This window comes from Planktothrix prolifica NIVA-CYA 540 (assembly GCF_963864145.1).
In the GTDB taxonomy this organism is placed as follows: Bacteria; Cyanobacteriota; Cyanobacteriia; order Cyanobacteriales; family Microcoleaceae; genus Planktothrix; species Planktothrix agardhii.
Genome location: NZ_CAWLTW010000001.1, coordinates 603540 through 619885, shown reverse-complemented (window position 1 = coordinate 619885; position 16346 = coordinate 603540). Strand labels below are relative to the sequence as shown.

Annotated in this window: 16 protein-coding genes; 8 read left to right on the top strand and 8 right to left on the bottom strand. The window is 39.1% G+C overall.

The window, feature by feature from the left end; genetic code table 11:
* Window positions 1-92: 92 nt before the first annotated feature.
* Entirely contained in the window at window positions 93-2717 is a 2625-nt protein-coding gene (acnB, locus tag AC559H_RS02785) for a bifunctional aconitate hydratase 2/2-methylisocitrate dehydratase (protein ID WP_026793520.1), read from the bottom strand.
* A 146-nt stretch (window positions 2718-2863) separates the two neighbouring features.
* Between acnB and AC559H_RS02780 the strand changes: the two genes are divergently transcribed.
* Together AC559H_RS02780 and AC559H_RS02775 are read left to right on the top strand one after the other, a co-directional pair.
* Window positions 2864-3073, top strand: coding sequence for a hypothetical protein (locus tag AC559H_RS02780; protein ID WP_026793521.1), 210 nt, complete (start codon window positions 2864-2866; stop codon window positions 3071-3073).
* Window positions 3074-3131: 58 nt separating this feature from the next.
* Window positions 3132-3953, top strand: a complete 822-nt coding sequence (locus AC559H_RS02775; protein WP_237745588.1) for an HNH endonuclease — start codon at window positions 3132-3134, stop codon at window positions 3951-3953.
* A 175-nt stretch (window positions 3954-4128) separates the two neighbouring features.
* On the opposite strand, the gene AC559H_RS02770 is transcribed toward AC559H_RS02775, so the two are convergent.
* From AC559H_RS02770 to AC559H_RS02745, 6 genes are all read right to left on the bottom strand, one after another.
* Window positions 4129-4350: an antitoxin family protein gene (locus tag AC559H_RS02770; protein WP_036833099.1), complete on the bottom strand. Its 222-nt coding sequence runs from the start codon at window positions 4348-4350 to the stop codon at window positions 4129-4131.
* Window positions 4351-4457: 107 nt separating this feature from the next.
* Window positions 4458-4820, bottom strand: coding sequence for a type II toxin-antitoxin system RelE/ParE family toxin (locus AC559H_RS02765; protein WP_026787379.1), 363 nt, complete (start codon window positions 4818-4820; stop codon window positions 4458-4460).
* Window positions 4810-5061: a type II toxin-antitoxin system RelN family antitoxin gene (locus tag AC559H_RS02760; RefSeq protein ID WP_026793523.1), complete on the bottom strand. Its 252-nt coding sequence runs from the start codon at window positions 5059-5061 to the stop codon at window positions 4810-4812. The genes AC559H_RS02765 and AC559H_RS02760 overlap by 11 nt, the downstream gene beginning before the upstream one ends.
* A 117-nt stretch (window positions 5062-5178) precedes the next feature.
* On the bottom strand, window positions 5179-5721 hold the full coding sequence (locus tag AC559H_RS02755) for a hypothetical protein (protein ID WP_026793524.1): 543 nt from the start codon (window positions 5719-5721) through the stop codon (window positions 5179-5181).
* Window positions 5722-5726: 5 nt separating this feature from the next.
* Window positions 5727-7133 (bottom strand): AAA family ATPase, encoded by a 1407-nt coding sequence (locus AC559H_RS02750; protein ID WP_026793525.1) that lies wholly within the window; start codon window positions 7131-7133, stop codon window positions 5727-5729.
* Between the two features lie 310 nt (window positions 7134-7443).
* A complete protein-coding gene (locus AC559H_RS02745) occupies window positions 7444-7569 on the bottom strand; it encodes a hypothetical protein (protein WP_267879836.1) in 126 nt (41 codons plus the stop codon).
* Between the two features lie 151 nt (window positions 7570-7720).
* On the opposite strand from AC559H_RS02745, the gene AC559H_RS02740 reads away from it, so the two are divergent.
* Together AC559H_RS02740 and AC559H_RS02735 are read left to right on the top strand one after the other, a co-directional pair.
* Complete coding sequence (locus tag AC559H_RS02740; RefSeq protein ID WP_026787375.1) at window positions 7721-8947, top strand: DUF1501 domain-containing protein; 1227 nt, start codon at window positions 7721-7723, stop codon at window positions 8945-8947.
* Window positions 8948-9065: 118 nt separating this feature from the next.
* Window positions 9066-10271: a glycoside hydrolase family 10-like protein gene (locus AC559H_RS02735; RefSeq protein ID WP_043937179.1), complete on the top strand. Its 1206-nt coding sequence runs from the start codon at window positions 9066-9068 to the stop codon at window positions 10269-10271.
* Between the two features lie 107 nt (window positions 10272-10378).
* On the opposite strand, the gene AC559H_RS02730 is transcribed toward AC559H_RS02735, so the two are convergent.
* Window positions 10379-11854 carry a site-2 protease family protein gene (locus AC559H_RS02730; RefSeq protein ID WP_026793526.1) on the bottom strand — a complete coding sequence of 492 codons (1476 nt, stop codon included), beginning with the start codon at window positions 11852-11854 and terminating at the stop codon, window positions 10379-10381.
* A gap of 57 nt (window positions 11855-11911) precedes the next feature.
* Here AC559H_RS02730 and AC559H_RS02725 point away from each other — a divergent pair, with 57 nt between their 5' ends.
* From AC559H_RS02725 to AC559H_RS02710, 4 genes are all read left to right on the top strand, one after another.
* A complete protein-coding gene (locus AC559H_RS02725) occupies window positions 11912-12586 on the top strand; it encodes an MBL fold metallo-hydrolase (RefSeq protein WP_026787373.1) in 675 nt (224 codons plus the stop codon).
* A gap of 160 nt (window positions 12587-12746) precedes the next feature.
* On the top strand, window positions 12747-13784 hold the full coding sequence (gene glpX / locus AC559H_RS02720; RefSeq protein WP_026793527.1) for a class II fructose-bisphosphatase: 1038 nt from the start codon (window positions 12747-12749) through the stop codon (window positions 13782-13784).
* A gap of 193 nt (window positions 13785-13977) precedes the next feature.
* Window positions 13978-15276, top strand: coding sequence for a glutamyl-tRNA reductase (locus AC559H_RS02715; protein WP_026793528.1), 1299 nt, complete (start codon window positions 13978-13980; stop codon window positions 15274-15276).
* A 383-nt stretch (window positions 15277-15659) separates the two neighbouring features.
* Window positions 15660-16346 (top strand): tetratricopeptide repeat protein (locus tag AC559H_RS02710; RefSeq protein ID WP_026798429.1); only part of this gene is annotated, 687 nt, incomplete at its 3' end.

Below are 16346 nucleotides of genomic sequence, written 5' to 3'. Positions count from 1 at the left end.
CTCCTACAAGGAGAGGGGAGGAAGATTAGTATTTGTGATCACAACAAAAGTCTACCAGATTATCCCCCCATTCCCTTGCACCGGAAGGGGGGTTAGGTCAACGCCGGAATACCCAAAATATCTTCAATTTTTGGCATTTCTTCCAACGGAATTACCCGACCCTCATCTTCAAATCCCGCAATTTGATCAAAGTTCAAATAACGGTATAAATCCGCCGCAAACGGGTCAACTTTCTTAGTCACAATTTCCCGATATTCTTCAACCGTTGGAATGCGTCCTAATAACGCACAAACCGCCGCTAATTCTGCCGAACCTAAATAGACTCGTGCATCTTTCCCCATGCGGTTATTAAAGTTGCGAGTAGAGGTTGAAAACACCGTTACCCCATCAGCAACTCGGGCTTGATTTCCCATACATAAGCTGCATCCCGGCATCTCCGTTCTCGCCCCAACAGCATCAAAAACCTCATAAATTCCTTCATCCCGCAATTGCTTTTCATCCATGCGAGTTGGGGGACAAATCCACAGACGAACATTGGTTTTTGGCGCCCCTTCTAATATCTTAGCAGCCGCGCGATAATGGCCAATATTCGTCATACAAGAACCGATGAATACCTCATCAATTTTGTCTCCCACACATTCCGACATTAACTTAATATTATCAGGGTCATTAGGAGCCGCCACAATCGGCTCTTTGATCTCGTTCAAATCCACTTCAATAATATCAGCATATTCGGCATCTTCATCCCCTGCCATTAACACCGGATTTGCTAACCATTGTTCCATTTTTGCCACCCGTCGCATCATCGTTTTGGCGTCTTGATAACCCCGTGCCACCATATTAGTCATTAGGGCAACATTAGAACGTAAATACTCAGCAATGGTTTCTTGACTGAGCTTAATCGTAGATCCAGCACAGGAACGTTCTGCCGTTGCGTCGGTTAATTCAAAGGCTTGTTCCACCTTTAAATCTGGTAAACCTTCCATTTCCATAATCCGACCATTGAAAACATTTTTCTTGTTTTCCTTAGCCGTAGTTAACTTTCCTTGCTGCATGGCAACGTAGGGAATGGCGTTAACAATATCCCGCAACGTCACACCCGGTTGTAATTCTCCTTTAAATCGGACTAACACAGATTCCGGCATATCCAATGGCATCACACCGAGTGCTGCGGCAAATGCTACCAACCCCGAACCCGCCGGGAAGGAAATCCCCAGGGGAAAACGGGTGTGGGAGTCGCCGCCAGTTCCTACCGTATCGGGTAACAACATCCGATTTAACCAAGAGTGAATAATTCCATCCCCCGGATGCAACGCCACACCGCCCCGAGTGGAGAAGAAATCGGGTAATTGTTGATGGGTTTTGATATCAACGGGCTTGGGGTATGCTGCGGTGTGACAGAAACTCTGCATCACCAAATCGGCGGAAAATCCCAAACAGGCGAGTTCCTTGAGTTCGTCCCTGGTCATCGGGCCAGTGGTATCCTGGGAACCTACGGTGGTCATCAACGGTTCGCAGGATGTCCCTGGACGTACACCCGCCAACCCGCAGGCTTTTCCGACCATTTTCTGGGCGAGGGTAAAGCCTTTTCCGGTTTGATCCCCCCTTGATCCTCCCTTACTAAGGGGGGTTGGACGTACAAATAAATTAGAAAGTTCTAAACCCAAGGCGAGACGGGTCTTATCGGTTAAGCTGCGACCAATTAATAAGGGAATCCGACCCCCAGCCCGGACTTCATCTAAAATAGTATCGGGTTTGAGGGTAAAGGTAGAAATTACGTCTCCGGCTTCGTTGGTGATTTCTTCTTTATAGGGATAAATGGTAATCACATCCCCTGTATTAAGTTGACTCACATCACACTCAATCGGTAAAGCACCGGAGTCTTCGGCGGTATTAAAGAAAATCGGGGCAATTTTTCCACCTAAAATATAACCCCCAGAGCGTTTATTGGGGACGTAGGGAATATCATTACCAATATACCACAACACTGAGTTAATCGCCGATTTACGAGATGAACCCGTACCAACCACATCTCCGACATAAGCGACAGGATGCCCTTTTTTCTTCAGTTCGGCAATGGTTTCTAACCCTCCAGGTATCCGACTTTCCAACATAGCTAAGGCGTGTAACGGAATGTCAGGGCGGGTAGTGGCATGGGTAGCGGGGGAAAGGTCATCGGTGTTCGTTTCCCCTGGTACTTTAAATACAGTTACGGTAATGGTTTTAGGTAGTTTCGGACGTCCGATAAACCAATCTGCTTCGGCCCAAGCGTCAATGACTTGTTTAGCAAAGGGGTTAACCTCTGATAAATGCAGAACATCATGGAAGGCGTCGAAGACTAATAGGGTTTTACTGAGGGCGGTAGCGGCGGCGGTGGCAATATTCTCATCCCGGGCTTTAAGTAAGTCGATTAAAGATTGGACGTTATAGCCTCCCACCATTGTACCTAAAAGGGAAACCGCGCCTTGATGGGAAATCAGGGGGCTGGTGATTTCGTCTTTGGCAATAGCGGTTAAAAAGGCGGCTTTGACATAAGCGGCTTCATCGACACCGGGGGGGATACGGTCTCTGAGCAATGTCATCAAGAATTCTTTTTCCTCCTCCGGCGGGTTTTTCAAGAGTTCGCAGAGTGCGGCGGTTTGTTCGGCGTTGAGGGGAAGGGGCGGAATACCCAGTTGGGCGCGTTCTTCGGCGTGTTGACGATAGGCTTGTAGCATGGGTGGGGGTGTTCTCCTGTAATACCTTAATTTTGTTATTGTATTGTAATAGGAAGTTTACGGGAGTTACTGGTAAACGAATTGATCAGAAAAGATGATTTATAGATTATGATCAAGAATAGAATCTTTATTTTAGGTAGGTGACTATGGTTACAAAACAAATAATTCAAGAAAAATTAGAAAATTTAACAGAAGAACAACTTAATGAAGTTTATGGCATGATTGAACAATTAAGTAGTTCAGAAAAACCTGTTAAAAAGCCTAGTTTAATGTCTCAATTACAGGAAATTTCTATTGATGCTCCTGAAGATTTCTCTGTTCAAGTTGCTATTCGTTTAGGGAGAGATATGGGTTAAAAATATTTTTTGTTGTTTCGATACTTTTTATGTAATATTAATAATTTTAAAAAATAAAATGAAAATTTATAAGCTAGATAATTTGCCATCAAAAGAAGAATATATTCAGGGATTTAAGGATATAAAAGAACGCATAAGCAAGAATCAATTATGCTTACTACAAAAACAATATTATTCTCCTAATAAAATAGTTACAGCTACACAACTTGCAGAATTAGCAGAGATCAATGGAGGTCGTTCAGTTGTTAATTCTCTTTATGGCCGTTTGGGACATTTATTATCAGATTCAATTGGATTAAAACCTAATCAAAGGAAATCAGGGGATTATGAGTGGTGGAGTATTTTATCCAGTGGTTATGCCAATAAAAATTATTTTTACTGGCAAATGTATGAAGTAGTTGCTCTAGCTTTAGAAGCATTAGGTTGGGTTAATCAAAAATCCGATATAAACAGCACAAATTATATTGAAAGAGAGATTGATAATTTATTGGCTTATAATACACTAAATAACATATTTTTTACATTGCCTGATGAATTATCAGATGAAACTGAAATCATAAATCTTTATGAAGGGGCTAAACAAAGTATAACTGTAAATCGTTATGAAAGAAATAATCAAGCTCGGAAAAAATGTATTGAATATTATGGAACAGGTTGTTATGTTTGTGCATTTAATTTTGAGAACATTTTTGGAGAAATAGGAAAAGATTTTATTCATGTTCATCATTTAATACCTTTATCTGAAATTAATCAAGAATATGAAGTTGATCCTATTCAAGATTTACGTCCAGTTTGTCCAAATTGTCATGCAATGATACATAGAAAAAATCCTCCTTTTACTATAGAAGAAATTAAAAATTTACTTAATATAAATAATTAAAGTTATTGCTTGTTAAGGGAGTTAGAAGTGAGATCGCTTGTTATTTATTGCTTAATTTACCATTGTTCAATAGATAAACCATCTACATAGGTAAAATCACTATCACAAGTTGCTAAAATCCAAATATTGATTACCGTTTAAATAGCGAATAACCACTGATGTATCTAAAGCAATACTACCATTCATCTTTATTTACTTGATTAAATTCTTGATTAATAATAGTTTCAAGTTCTTGAGCTTCTTGATCACTAAGAATACCAGCAAATTGTAATAATGGATGAGATGAATTTAGATTACTCTCAATAACAAGATTAACTTGACTATTTTCTGGTAAATTAGGATTATGCAAAGGACGCAATAACCCATTTTCATAAATTGCTGACACTTGTTGAATCATAATAAATTAGACTTTGAGTTTAACTAATTAATTCTTATTATAACCTAATCAACAAGATTTAGTTAACAGTGCGATCGCTTCTTAGAAACCAGGTTTCTAATGCACGTTTATTCATTCCCATAAAATTCATCTAAAATCAAATTAATCTCATTAATGCTAATATCTTCCTGTTCAGATTTACTGTAAATCGTTAACAATAAAACAGAAGTTGGAGATTCAACACAATAAATTAACCGATAACCTCCACTTTTGCCTTTTTGAATATTACTATTTTTAACCCTGACTTTGTAAATAAAATAACTGATCCCAAATCCTTGCAAGCGATCGCCAATAAAATTGCCTTTTTGCAGTTCTATAATAACAGACTGAGTATCAGAACGAATATTTCGGTATTTTTTGGCTAAATCTCTTAAATTTCGTTTATACTCAGGTGTTAAATCAATGTTAACGAATGATGAATTATTCTGCATCTATCCCCTCCCACATTTTTTCTAAAGGAATTCTTTGTCCTGTTTTCATTTCATGTAACGCCCGTCTTAAACTCGCTTTAATTTCTTCCACAGGGGTATCATCAGGATCAGATTCTAATTCATCTTGGGGAGAAACTAAAACAATCACTTTCACCCGACTCGGTGTATTAATATCAAGGTGATGATCTAAAATTAATTGCCCTTTTTCATCCACTGTTCCCATGACTTCAAATGCTTGCATAATTTCATCTTTTATAACAGTTTACTCAATATTATTATAACAAATTTTATGAAATTAGGATAGGGTATAAAGTGCGATTGCTCAGAAACCCTGTTTCTATTATGTGCAACTGTGGATTTAGGAAGATTCTTCACGATAGCCAATTAGTCTTTTATTTTCTAATATTGCTCCTTTTTCCAACCATTTTACAGATTCAGATTCTTTGTCAGGATTTAACCATAGAATTAATTTAACTTCAGGGATATTTTCAGAAACTTCTACTAAATAATCTCTAACTTTATCATCTAATGATACAATAATTTTATCGGTAGCGATCGCTGCTTCTACAAGACAAATATCTTTCCAAATTGCTTCTCTGGTTTTATGTTCCATCTTTAACTGTTCAAGTTTATTCCTTAATTCACTTAACGTTACACTTTTACAAAATTTATACTTTCTTTTAGCTATCATACTAACTCGCCATTTTCGAGCAAATGTTGATTCATGTTTATTCCATTCTGCTTGTAATTCATCAGTCATTACCATAGAATGACATATTTTTAAAACCGCCTTTAAAAAATCACGGCAATTTTTTGAAGTTGGATGTTTAGCGTCTTCTCCGCCACAAGAACGAGCAACAGAAGCATCAATAACTAAATATTTTGATTGTTTATTCTTCATTAAAGCTAATTAGATTCATTCATAAGTTTTAATTCTGCCGCATCTAAATAGCGACTTTCTTCTTGTAAATCAACTTCGCTAAAATCTTCGGGCCAATCTCCAAATGTACCTGCTTTATCTAAATCAGCCGTTGTTATATTTGTACAACCTTCTTGATCACGAGTAAACCAATGTAACTTAACTTTATCAGGTTTAATTCTATCTTCTGCAACTAACGATTGAATTCGTTTTAAAATCAAGTCACTGTGAGTTTCTATCACAACTCTTACCCCTCTATTCGCCGATTCAATTAATATATCAGCTAAGGCAGCTTGAGCGCGAGGATGTAAATGAATTTCTGGTTGTTCTAGGTAAACTAATTGTTCAGGTTCAGCAACTAATAACGCAACCAGAGCAGGTAAAGTTTGAGAAACGCCAAAACCGACATCAGCAATGCTAACCATCTCTGTAGATTTAGTTTTAGGATTAAAATTACAAGGAAGTCGAGCTACTCTAATTTCAACTTGAGTATCATTAATCTGTTTAGTGTCAACTTTACCTGTTAATCCTAAAATCCTTAAATATCTAGCTAAGTCTTTAAGTTTAGAAGATTTCGTAGTTTGCCAATTATTAATCACACTAGCGACATAATGCTCAAAAGTACCTGGAAATTGTTCCCCAATTGCTGTTACTGGATAAGTCCGTTCTGGATTTCCCCTTAAACCTGGTACATGAATAATACTACGAATATATTCTTCTAATACTCTTAAGTCATTAAAGCCAAAAAATGTTGACAATAAAGAGTCTATATCTGGAACTAAAATCATTGTAAAATCTAAAAAACATCTAATTCTTTTCACGCTTAAAATATTTTTTTTTTGTAATTCATGATCATTATTATTTTTCAATAATTCTTGGTAAACTTTTGATACTTCTTGATAAAAACTTTTGGCTTCTTTTGGTAAATACTTTTCAATTTCTTCTTGATTCATATTTTTATGTAAAACTATTTCTGGCTCGTTTTTTTCTTGATAAACCATTTGTTTTATGTCAATATTTTTAGTCGTTTTATAAAAATCAAGTCTAATAGAACGAGATTGATTTATTTCGGTTTCAATAGAAAAATCTTTATATTTTTTAGAAGATAGTTTAGAAAAAACTTGTTCTGTAGATGTAAATTTAACATTAGAACCATTTAACAATAAAGCTCCTGGATCATAAGTTGCTTCCAAGGTTTGTTTGAGCAGGAGCAAGGGTTGTATCATACTAGATTTACCTGAACTATTGGCTCCTGAAAGTATTGTTAAATTTTGAATTTCTATAGAGCAGGGATTGGCAATAGATTTATAGCCACCAACAGATATTTTAGTAATTCCTTCAAATTTTTCATTTTTTGATTTTGTGGAATTACTTTTTTGAACTGATTTAACCATAATTTAATCTTTTATAACAGTTTACTCAATATTATTGTAGCGGATTTTATTAAATTAGGATAGGGTATAAAGTGCGATCACTCAGAAACCCGGTTTCTCAAAGAAGTTTCTAATGCACGTTTATTCATTCCCATAAAATTCATTTAAAATCAAATTAATCTAATTAATGCTAATATCTTGCTGTTCAGATTTACTGTAAATCGTTAACAATAAAACTGAAGTCAGAGATTCAACACAATAAATTAGTCGATAACCTCCGCTTTTTCATACCCCCCAAGCCTGAAAACTCAATTTTCTATACAGAGCTACGCTAGGCATAGCGCATCTGCGTAAGTCCTGATAAAGTTAAATTCAAAACAATATTATAGCCAAACTGTTCTAACTGACCTTGAATTTCTCGAACCTTAGCCCCGGGTTCACCGCCTTTTAAAATCATGTTTAATTCCTTTGATTAAAGTTCCGGTTTTGTGCTATATTATAGGAATAATAAACAACCCTTAAGATTATCTTTTATATATTAAACCATTCTCCTAACTTGATTAACACAATTTACCCCGATTTCTACTCTTATCAATGAGGTTAACAGAATGGATAGACGGCAATTTTTAAAATTTGTAGGAATTTCAGGCACATCAGCGATTGCAACTTTAGGTACTCACGGATGGATTGCTAAAAGTTTAGCGGCTTCCCCCGGCTCAAAACGCTTAATTGTGGTTTTTCTCCGAGGTGGAATTGATGGTTTAAATGTGGTAGTTCCTTATGCTGAACCCGGATATTATGCCGCTCGTCCGGTGATTGCCATTCCCAAACCTGGAGCCGAAAAAGGAGCGTTAGATTTAGATGGGTTTTTTGGGGTGCATCCGGCTTTATCTCCCGTCATTCCTCTTTGGAAACAAAGCAGTTTGGCTTTTGTTCATGCCGTTGGTTCTCCGATTTCCAACCGTTCCCACTTTGAAGCCCAAGACCAGATGGAAACCGGAACCCCCAACAATCAAAAAACCCCCGATGGCTGGATGAACCGTTTATTGGGTGTTTTGCCCGGAAAAACTCCCGTTGAGGCTGTCAGCGTGGGTACGGTGATTCCCCGTATTTTATCAGGTTCCCAATCGGTAGCTAATATTACCCTCAATTCCAATAGTACCCGGGAACTCCCCATTGATCGAGATCAAGTCAAAACCGCCTTTGATCAACTTTATGCCAGTAACGATGCCCTCAGTTTAGCCTACCGAGAAGGGAGAAGCGCCAGGGAACAACTCCTGAAGGAATTGGACGCGGAAATGCAAGCCGCCAACCAAGGAGCACCCTTACCCAAGGGATTTGCGGGGGAAGCTCGACAACTGGCGAGTTTGTTAGTGCGAGATCCTAGTATTCAACTGGCGTTCATGAATCTAGGGGGCTGGGATACCCACGTTGGTCAGGGGGGAGCAACCGGACTGTTAGCGAATCGGTTGGCTTTTTTATCAGAGGGATTGATGGCGTTAGTGGAACGGTTGGGGGATGTTTATTCGGATACAACGATTGTGGTGATGTCGGAATTTGGCCGCACGGTTCAGGAAAATGGTAATGGCGGGACGGATCACGGCTATGGGAATGTGATGTGGCTCTTGGGCGGGGCAATTCAAGGGGGAAAAGTTTATGGAAAATGGCCGGGTTTAGCCAAATCGGAGTTATTTGAACAACGGGATTTAAAGGTGACAACGGATTTTAGAGAGGTAATTGCTCAGATTTTAGCGAGTCAATTTAAACTCAATTCTCAGCAGATGGGTCGAGTTTTCCCCGACTTTACTCCGACTCAAACCGTAAGTTTACTCTGAAATTGAGATTTTCTGTTAGAAAGTCAGTAAAATTTGGTAAATTATTAAAATATTCTAAAAATACAGGGTTATCTGCTAAATTGATGATTCCTGTTTTAAACTTATACACTTGGGTTTCATGGCGAAAAATTCGTGGCGATATGGTCTTTCAAAAGGCACAAAACAAATACTTAAATCAATTTCTCTGATGATTTTGGGGCTGGGATTAATAGTTTTATTATCTGCTCACCCTGGTATTGCAAATACTCCCAAAATATTTCCAGAAATTCGAGGAGTTTGGGTAACTACTAATGATACAGATATTGTTAGAGATCATGCTAAATTACAGGAAGCAGTTAATCAACTAGCAAGACTCAATTTTAATACGATTTATCCGGTGGTTTGGAATTCTGGTTATGTATTTTATCCCAGTGGAGTTGCTCAAGCGGGAGGTTTTCAACCATTTATTCGTAAAGGATTACAGGGACAAGATATTTTAGCAGATTTAATTAATCTAAGTCATCAAAAAGGATTATTAGTAATTCCTTGGTTTGAATTTGGATTTATGACCTCACCGTCTTCGGAATTAGCTTTAAATCATCCCCAGTGGTTAACCAGCCGTCAAGATGGAATTCAAACCTGGGAAGGCGCCGCCGGAGAGGTAGTTTGGTTAAATCCTTTTCATCCAGAAGTACAACAATTAATTACCAATTTAGTTTTGGAAGTCATGACTCAATATCAAGGGGATGGTATTCAATTTGATGATCACTTGAGTTTACCGATTGAATTTGGTTATGATCCCTATACGGTTAAGTTGTATCAGCAACAAACAAATTCACTCCCTCCAAAAGACCCAAAAGACCCAACTTGGGTGCGTTGGCGTGCGAATAAAATTACAGAATTTGTGGAAAAATTGAATAAAACCGTGAAAGCGAAAAATCCTAAAGCGATTTTTTCCGTTGCTCCCAATCCCTATCATACTGCTTATAATAGTCATCTGCAAGATTGGGTTAGTTGGGTGAAAAAAAATCTAGTTGATGAGTTAATTGTACAGATTTATCGACCCGATTTACCGAGTTTTACTAGAGAATTAATTAAGCCAGAAATTCAAGAGGCGCGGGGAAAAATTCCGACTGGAGTAGGAATTTTAACGGGTTTAAGAAATCGACCGATCTCGATGCAACAAATTCAAGCTAAGATACAAGCGGCGCGTCAAAATGGCTTAGGGTTTTCGTTCTTTTTCTATGAAAGTTTATGGGATGAAGCGCCTGAGCCTGCTAATGAAAGACAAGCAAAATTTCAATCCCTATTCTATTATCCAGCTTCGCGGGCATTTATGAGATAATCTTTAAAATTCGTTAAAACTCGTTGTTGGGCTTTAGCCCTAAAAAGGGGTTTAAGGGAAAGTCTCCAAACCCAAGCACAAAGAGGGTTGGGAGACCCAATCCCTACTTAATAATTCAACAATTGAGCAATAACAGAAGGCATCGGTAGGATAATTAATAATAATAATCCCAAGGTTGATAACCCAATAATATCTCGAATATTATTGAGTTCACTGACATCATTCAAGGCGGGTTCATCTTGTAAAGGAAAAAAGAATAATAATAGGGCAAAGATCAAAAATTCACTGTGAATTAATCCTAAAATTAAGATTAAGAATCGTGCCACTTGACCGATAATTAGACTGGTTTTTTGACCCAACATAGCATGAACAATATGACCGCCATCTAGTTGTCCGATTGGGATTAAATTAAATGCTGTGATCATTAATCCCAAATATCCAGCGATCGCCACTGGATGTAAATTAATCGCGTGTTCAGAAGTTAACCCAGCACCTAATATCAACTTACTTAATACTGTTAACAAAAATGAAAAACTAGGATTCAAGGATTCAAAATTTAAAAATCCTGAAATTTTCGGATCAAAAGGAACAACCGTTGACTGACTTAACCCCAAAATTAATAGCGGTAAGCTGATGATAAATCCAGATAAAACTCTAACAATACTAATATCAAATAATGCTTGACGATGGGGAAAAGGCGATCGCATTTGAATAAAAGCACCCACAGTTCCTAACCAAAAAGGAATCGGGATAAAATAAGGTAAAGTCGCCTTAATTTTATACCAGCGAGCCATCAAATAATGAGCCGATACATGAATTCCTAAAATTCCCATTAAAGCGATACTATAGGGTAATCCTGTCAATAATAAACTTGGGTTATCTTGCCAAGCATCCAGGGGAATATCTGCCATTTCGACACCCGCCACCGTGGTTGTAAATAGAGTAATTAAAAATAAACATAAAGCTAAAATAGGACGAGTTAAGGGTTCAGATTGAAGGAGATTATCAGCCTTTTCTTGATAGGGATTAGGGACTAAAGCAAAGAACGGTTTATCTTGAAGATCCTGTTGAAAAGCAATTAAAAAGCGATCGCTAAATTTAGCCTTAATATTGTCTCTAATTGTCTGATAAGCCCGATCAGGATTAGACCGTAACTGACCCCGACAAATCACCGATTGTAAACGATATTCAATATTATGTAAGGGAAACACCGTCCAAGGAAAACAACTGCGAAGAATGTCTTCTTCCTGTTGATCTAGGGGGCGTGGTAAACTGGGTTTTTCCAGGGGAAGAATCGAGTTTTTTGGAGTAGCAATATCTGATTCCGGTGATGGCGGAGGAAGACGCCCCCACTGCACCAAAAACCAATATAAACAGGGACAAACAATAAAGGGAATAATCACTAACTCGGCGGGAATCGGTTTTTGATCGTAGATCCAAATCCAAGTCCCCCAAATGAACGCCGGAGTCATCATCACCAACCAAAGTAACCAAACCGGAGTCCGGGTAATTTGAGCCACACCCCTTTGTAGAAGCCAGTAGGTCATCAACCCCAAAATTATTAACCAAAATAACATGATCATCGGTAGTTTTAATTAAGTTAAAATCGACAATTACACCCTAAAAATTAATCTAATAATATGTTACAGGAGCGTTCTGTACCCAAAACCCCCCGGCTTGTGCTGGAAAATATTTATGCTTTCCCACCCAACCGGGAAACCTTGGGCGGAACAGCCTATTTCATTGTAGAGAACCAGGGGAATATCCTAATTGATGCTCCCCCTTGGAATCCGACTAATCAGCAGTTTATCGAGCAGCTAGGGGGCCTTCAGTGGTTATTTATTACCCATCGGGCGGCTATTGGCTCATCGCGCGAAATTCAAAAATCCACCGGATGCAATATTCTGATCCAAGAGCAAGAAGCCTATTTACTACCTGAGTCCAACGTCACCACTTTTGAGACTGAGTTAAAGTTGAGTTCCCAGAGTTCGGTTTTTTGGACACCAGGACATTCTCCGGGTTCATCCTGCCTCTATTTTAGTGGACATGGGGGGGTATTGTTCACCGGACGTCATCTATTACCAAATCTCCATGGCCAACCTGTTCCCCTCCGCACCGCCAAAACCTTCCATTGGCCACGACAATTAAACAGTATTCGATTAATATTAGAGGGCTTTAATTCCGATACCTTGCACCATATTTGTCCGGGGGCCAATACCGGAGCCTTACGGGGAGAACGTTTGATTAATCAGGCTTACAACCAATTGGCCACCCTGGATTTAGAAGCCTGTTTGCTGACAGCAGCGATTTTTTAGCCCAGAGGACTTTTAATAGATGCTGACTCCCCTGACTCGCAGTAAAAATTAACAAAAACTAAACTCCCCCAAATGAAAACCGCATCCCCCCTCTGATAGACTAAAACACTGGGAGTGTCTAATAATTCGGCAATCTCAGTTCTTGGGAGGAAAAAATTCTGTGGATAATGTTATTGGGTTAGAGATTATTGAAGTCGTCGAGCAAGCTGCGATCGCATCGGCTCGTTTAATGGGGAAAGGCGACAAAAATGGGGCCGACCATGTGGCCGTGGAAGCCATGCGTAAACGCATGAACCAAATTCACATGAGAGGACGGATCGTAATTGGGGAAGGGGAAAGAGACGAAGCCCCCATGCTTTATATTGGTGAGGAAGTTGGGATCTGTACCCAAGAGGATGCAGCCAAATTCTGTAACCCCGACGAACTGCTAGAAATTGATATCGCTGTTGACCCCTGCGAAGGAACTAACTTAGTCGCCTATGGTCAAAATGGCTCCATGGCCGTCTTAGCAATTTCTGAAAAAGGCGGTCTATTTGCGGCTCCTGATTTCTACATGAAGAAATTAGCGGCTCCTGCGGTGGCTAAGAATCACGTTGATATTAACAAATCTGCCACCGAAAACCTGAAAATTCTCTCCGACTGCATGAATCGCTCCATTGAGGATTTAGTGGTGGTGGTTATGGATCGTCCCCGCCACAAAGACTTGATCAATGAAATTCGCACAGCCGGCTCTCGGGTGCGTTTGATCAGTGATGGAGACGTTTCTGCTGCCATTTCCTGTGCCTTTTCGGGAACCAATATTCACGCACTGATGGGAATTGGGGCGGCACCAGAAGGGGTGATTTCGGCCGCAGCAATGCGGGCTTTGGGCGGTCACTTCCAAGGTCAGTTAATCTATGATCCAGAAGTGGTGAAAACCGGATTGATTGGGGAAAGCAGAGAAGGTAATCTAAATCGCCTCGAAGAAATGGGAATCAATGATGCTGATAAGGTCTATGATGCCCATGAATTAGCCTCTGGTGAAACGGTGTTGTTTGCGGCTTGTGGGATCACACCCGGGACTTTGATGCAAGGGGTACGCTTCTTTAGTGGTGGCGCTCGGACTCAAAGTTTGGTCATTTCTTCTCTGTCTAAAACTGCTCGTTTTGTTGATACTGTTCATATGTTTGGCGCACCCAAAAATATTCAGTTGCACTAATTTTTAAGCAGTCAGTAATCAGTTTTTGGTTTTTGGTTTTTGATTTTTGGTTTTTAGCTAACAATTGATAACTGATAACTGGTACGGGCAGGTTCTTTTAGATCTTTGTTAATCACCTAAATCTCGATGAACCCGCCCCTAAAACTGATCACTGGTCACTGATTTTTTAACCCCAATTTATAACAACTGTTTTATGAATATTGCTGTTGTAGGTCTAAGTCACAAGACCGCACCCGTTGAAGTTCGTGAAAAATTGAGTATTCCCGAACCTCAACTGGATGCTGCGATCGCTCATTTATTAAGTTATCCCCATATCGAAGAAGTTGCAATTCTTAGCACCTGTAACCGCTTAGAAATTTATTTAGTAGCAACAGAAACTCAACCGGGAATTCGGGAAGTTACTCAATTTTTATCGGAAAAAAGTAAATTACCTTTAAATCAATTACGGCCCCATTTATTTACCCTGATTCATGATGATGCCATCATGCACTTAATGCGAGTAGCCTCCGGGTTAGATAGTTTAGTTTTAGGGGAAGGACAAATTTTATCTCAAGTTAAACAAACCCATAAATTAAGTCAACAACATAAAGGGATTAGTCGCATTCTAAACCGTTTATTTACCCAAGCATTAACAGCCGGAAAACGGGTCAGAACCGAGACCAGTATTGGTACAGGAGCAGTTTCTATTAGTTCGGCTGCGGTCGAATTAGTGCAGATGAAAGTCCAGAACTTAAGTAATTATCGAGTTGCCATTTTAGGTGCGGGCAAAATGTCTCGCCTATTGGTTCAGCATTTAATCTCTAAAGGTGCAAACCAAATCTCTATTCTCAATCGGACATTAGGACGGGCTAAAGAATTAGCTAATCAATTTCCCGATGCTGATTTACGAATTTATACCATGTCGGAAATGATGTCTGTAATGGCAAATTCTGATATTGTATTTACCAGTACCTCGGCGACCGAACCCATTATAGACCGAGCTAAATTAGAAACGATTTTAACCCAATCTCAACCCCTAATGTTAGTCGATATTTCTGTTCCTCGGAATGTCGCTACTGATGTGAATGAGTTAGCCCATATTCAAGCTTATAATGTGGATGATTTAAAAGCGGTTGTCGCGCAAAACCATGAAAGTCGCCGTCAAATGGCTCAGGAAGCGGAAGTTTTATTGGAAGAGGAAGTACAAGCCTTTGATGTTTGGTGGCGCAGTTTAGAAACAGTACCCGTGATTAACTGTTTACGCGATAAAATCGAAACGATTCGAGAACAGGAATTAGAAAAAGCTTTATCTCGCTTAGGGACAGAATTTGCTGATAAACATCAAGAAGTGATTGAAGCTTTAACGCGAGGAATTGTTAATAAAATTCTTCATGATCCAATGGTACAACTTCGCGCTCAACAGGATATTGAAGCTCGACGTCGGGCGATGCAAACTTTACAAACTTTGTTTAATTTAGAACCTGAAAAAAATTCTAGTCAACAATACAGTTAGGTTGACTGTTTTTTCTCAAGACTGACTCCTGATCTTAAAGCCATCAACAAGAGTTTTGATGGCTTTAAGATTTTATAAACCTCTGTGACCTAACCCCCCAGCCCCCTTCCCTGCAAGGGAAGGGGGAGCAATTAATATTTTAAAATCTCTCAGAGATTTCATATTAGGAATTTTTCTCCCCTCTCCTTGCAGGAGAGGGGTTGGGGGAGAGGTCACACAGGAATCTGTCTCCAGAATGAAACAGCCCTGGTCTACAGGGGGGGTTTGTAGCAAACATTTAGGAATTTCATATAAACTCTGAATCACAATTGTCAAAAAATCTTGCCGATTCTCAAAAACGAGGTTAAATTGATACTAATACCCGACGTATCTACCCCAGTACCATGAACTCACGTCTAGGATTAATCGCTTTATTCACTTTATTAACCAGTTTAACCTTAACAATTCCCTCTCCACTCCTATTGGGGAAAAAATTTGAGAGGGGTAATAGAGTATTCGCCCAAACGGTTACAGAACGAAAAGCCGAAGCAGACCGATTATTAGAGCAGGGAAGACAACAAAATACAACTAGCCAATACCAAGCCGCAATTCAGTCTTTAGAAACTGCATTAAACATTTATCGTGAAATCGGCGATCGCAATGGAGAAGGAAAAGCTCTCAATAATTTGGGTATTGCTTACAGTGACTTAGGACAATATCAAAAAGCAATTGAGTTTTATCAACAGTCTTTAACTATTACCCGTGAAATCGGCGATCGCAATGGAGAAGGATTTGCTCTCGGTAATTTGGGTATTGCTTACAATCGCTTAGGACAATATCAAAAAGCAATTGAGTTTTTTCAACAGTCTTTAACTATTTTCCGTGAAATCGGCAATCGCAATGGAGAAGGATTTGCTCTCGGTAATTTGGGTATTGCTTACAATAGCTTAGGACAATATCAAAAAGCAATAGAGTTTTATCAACAGTCTTTAACTATTGTCCGTGAAATCGGCAATCGCAATGGAGAAGGATTTGCTCTCAATAATTTGGGTCTTGCTTACAATCGCTTAGGACAATATCAAAAAGCAATT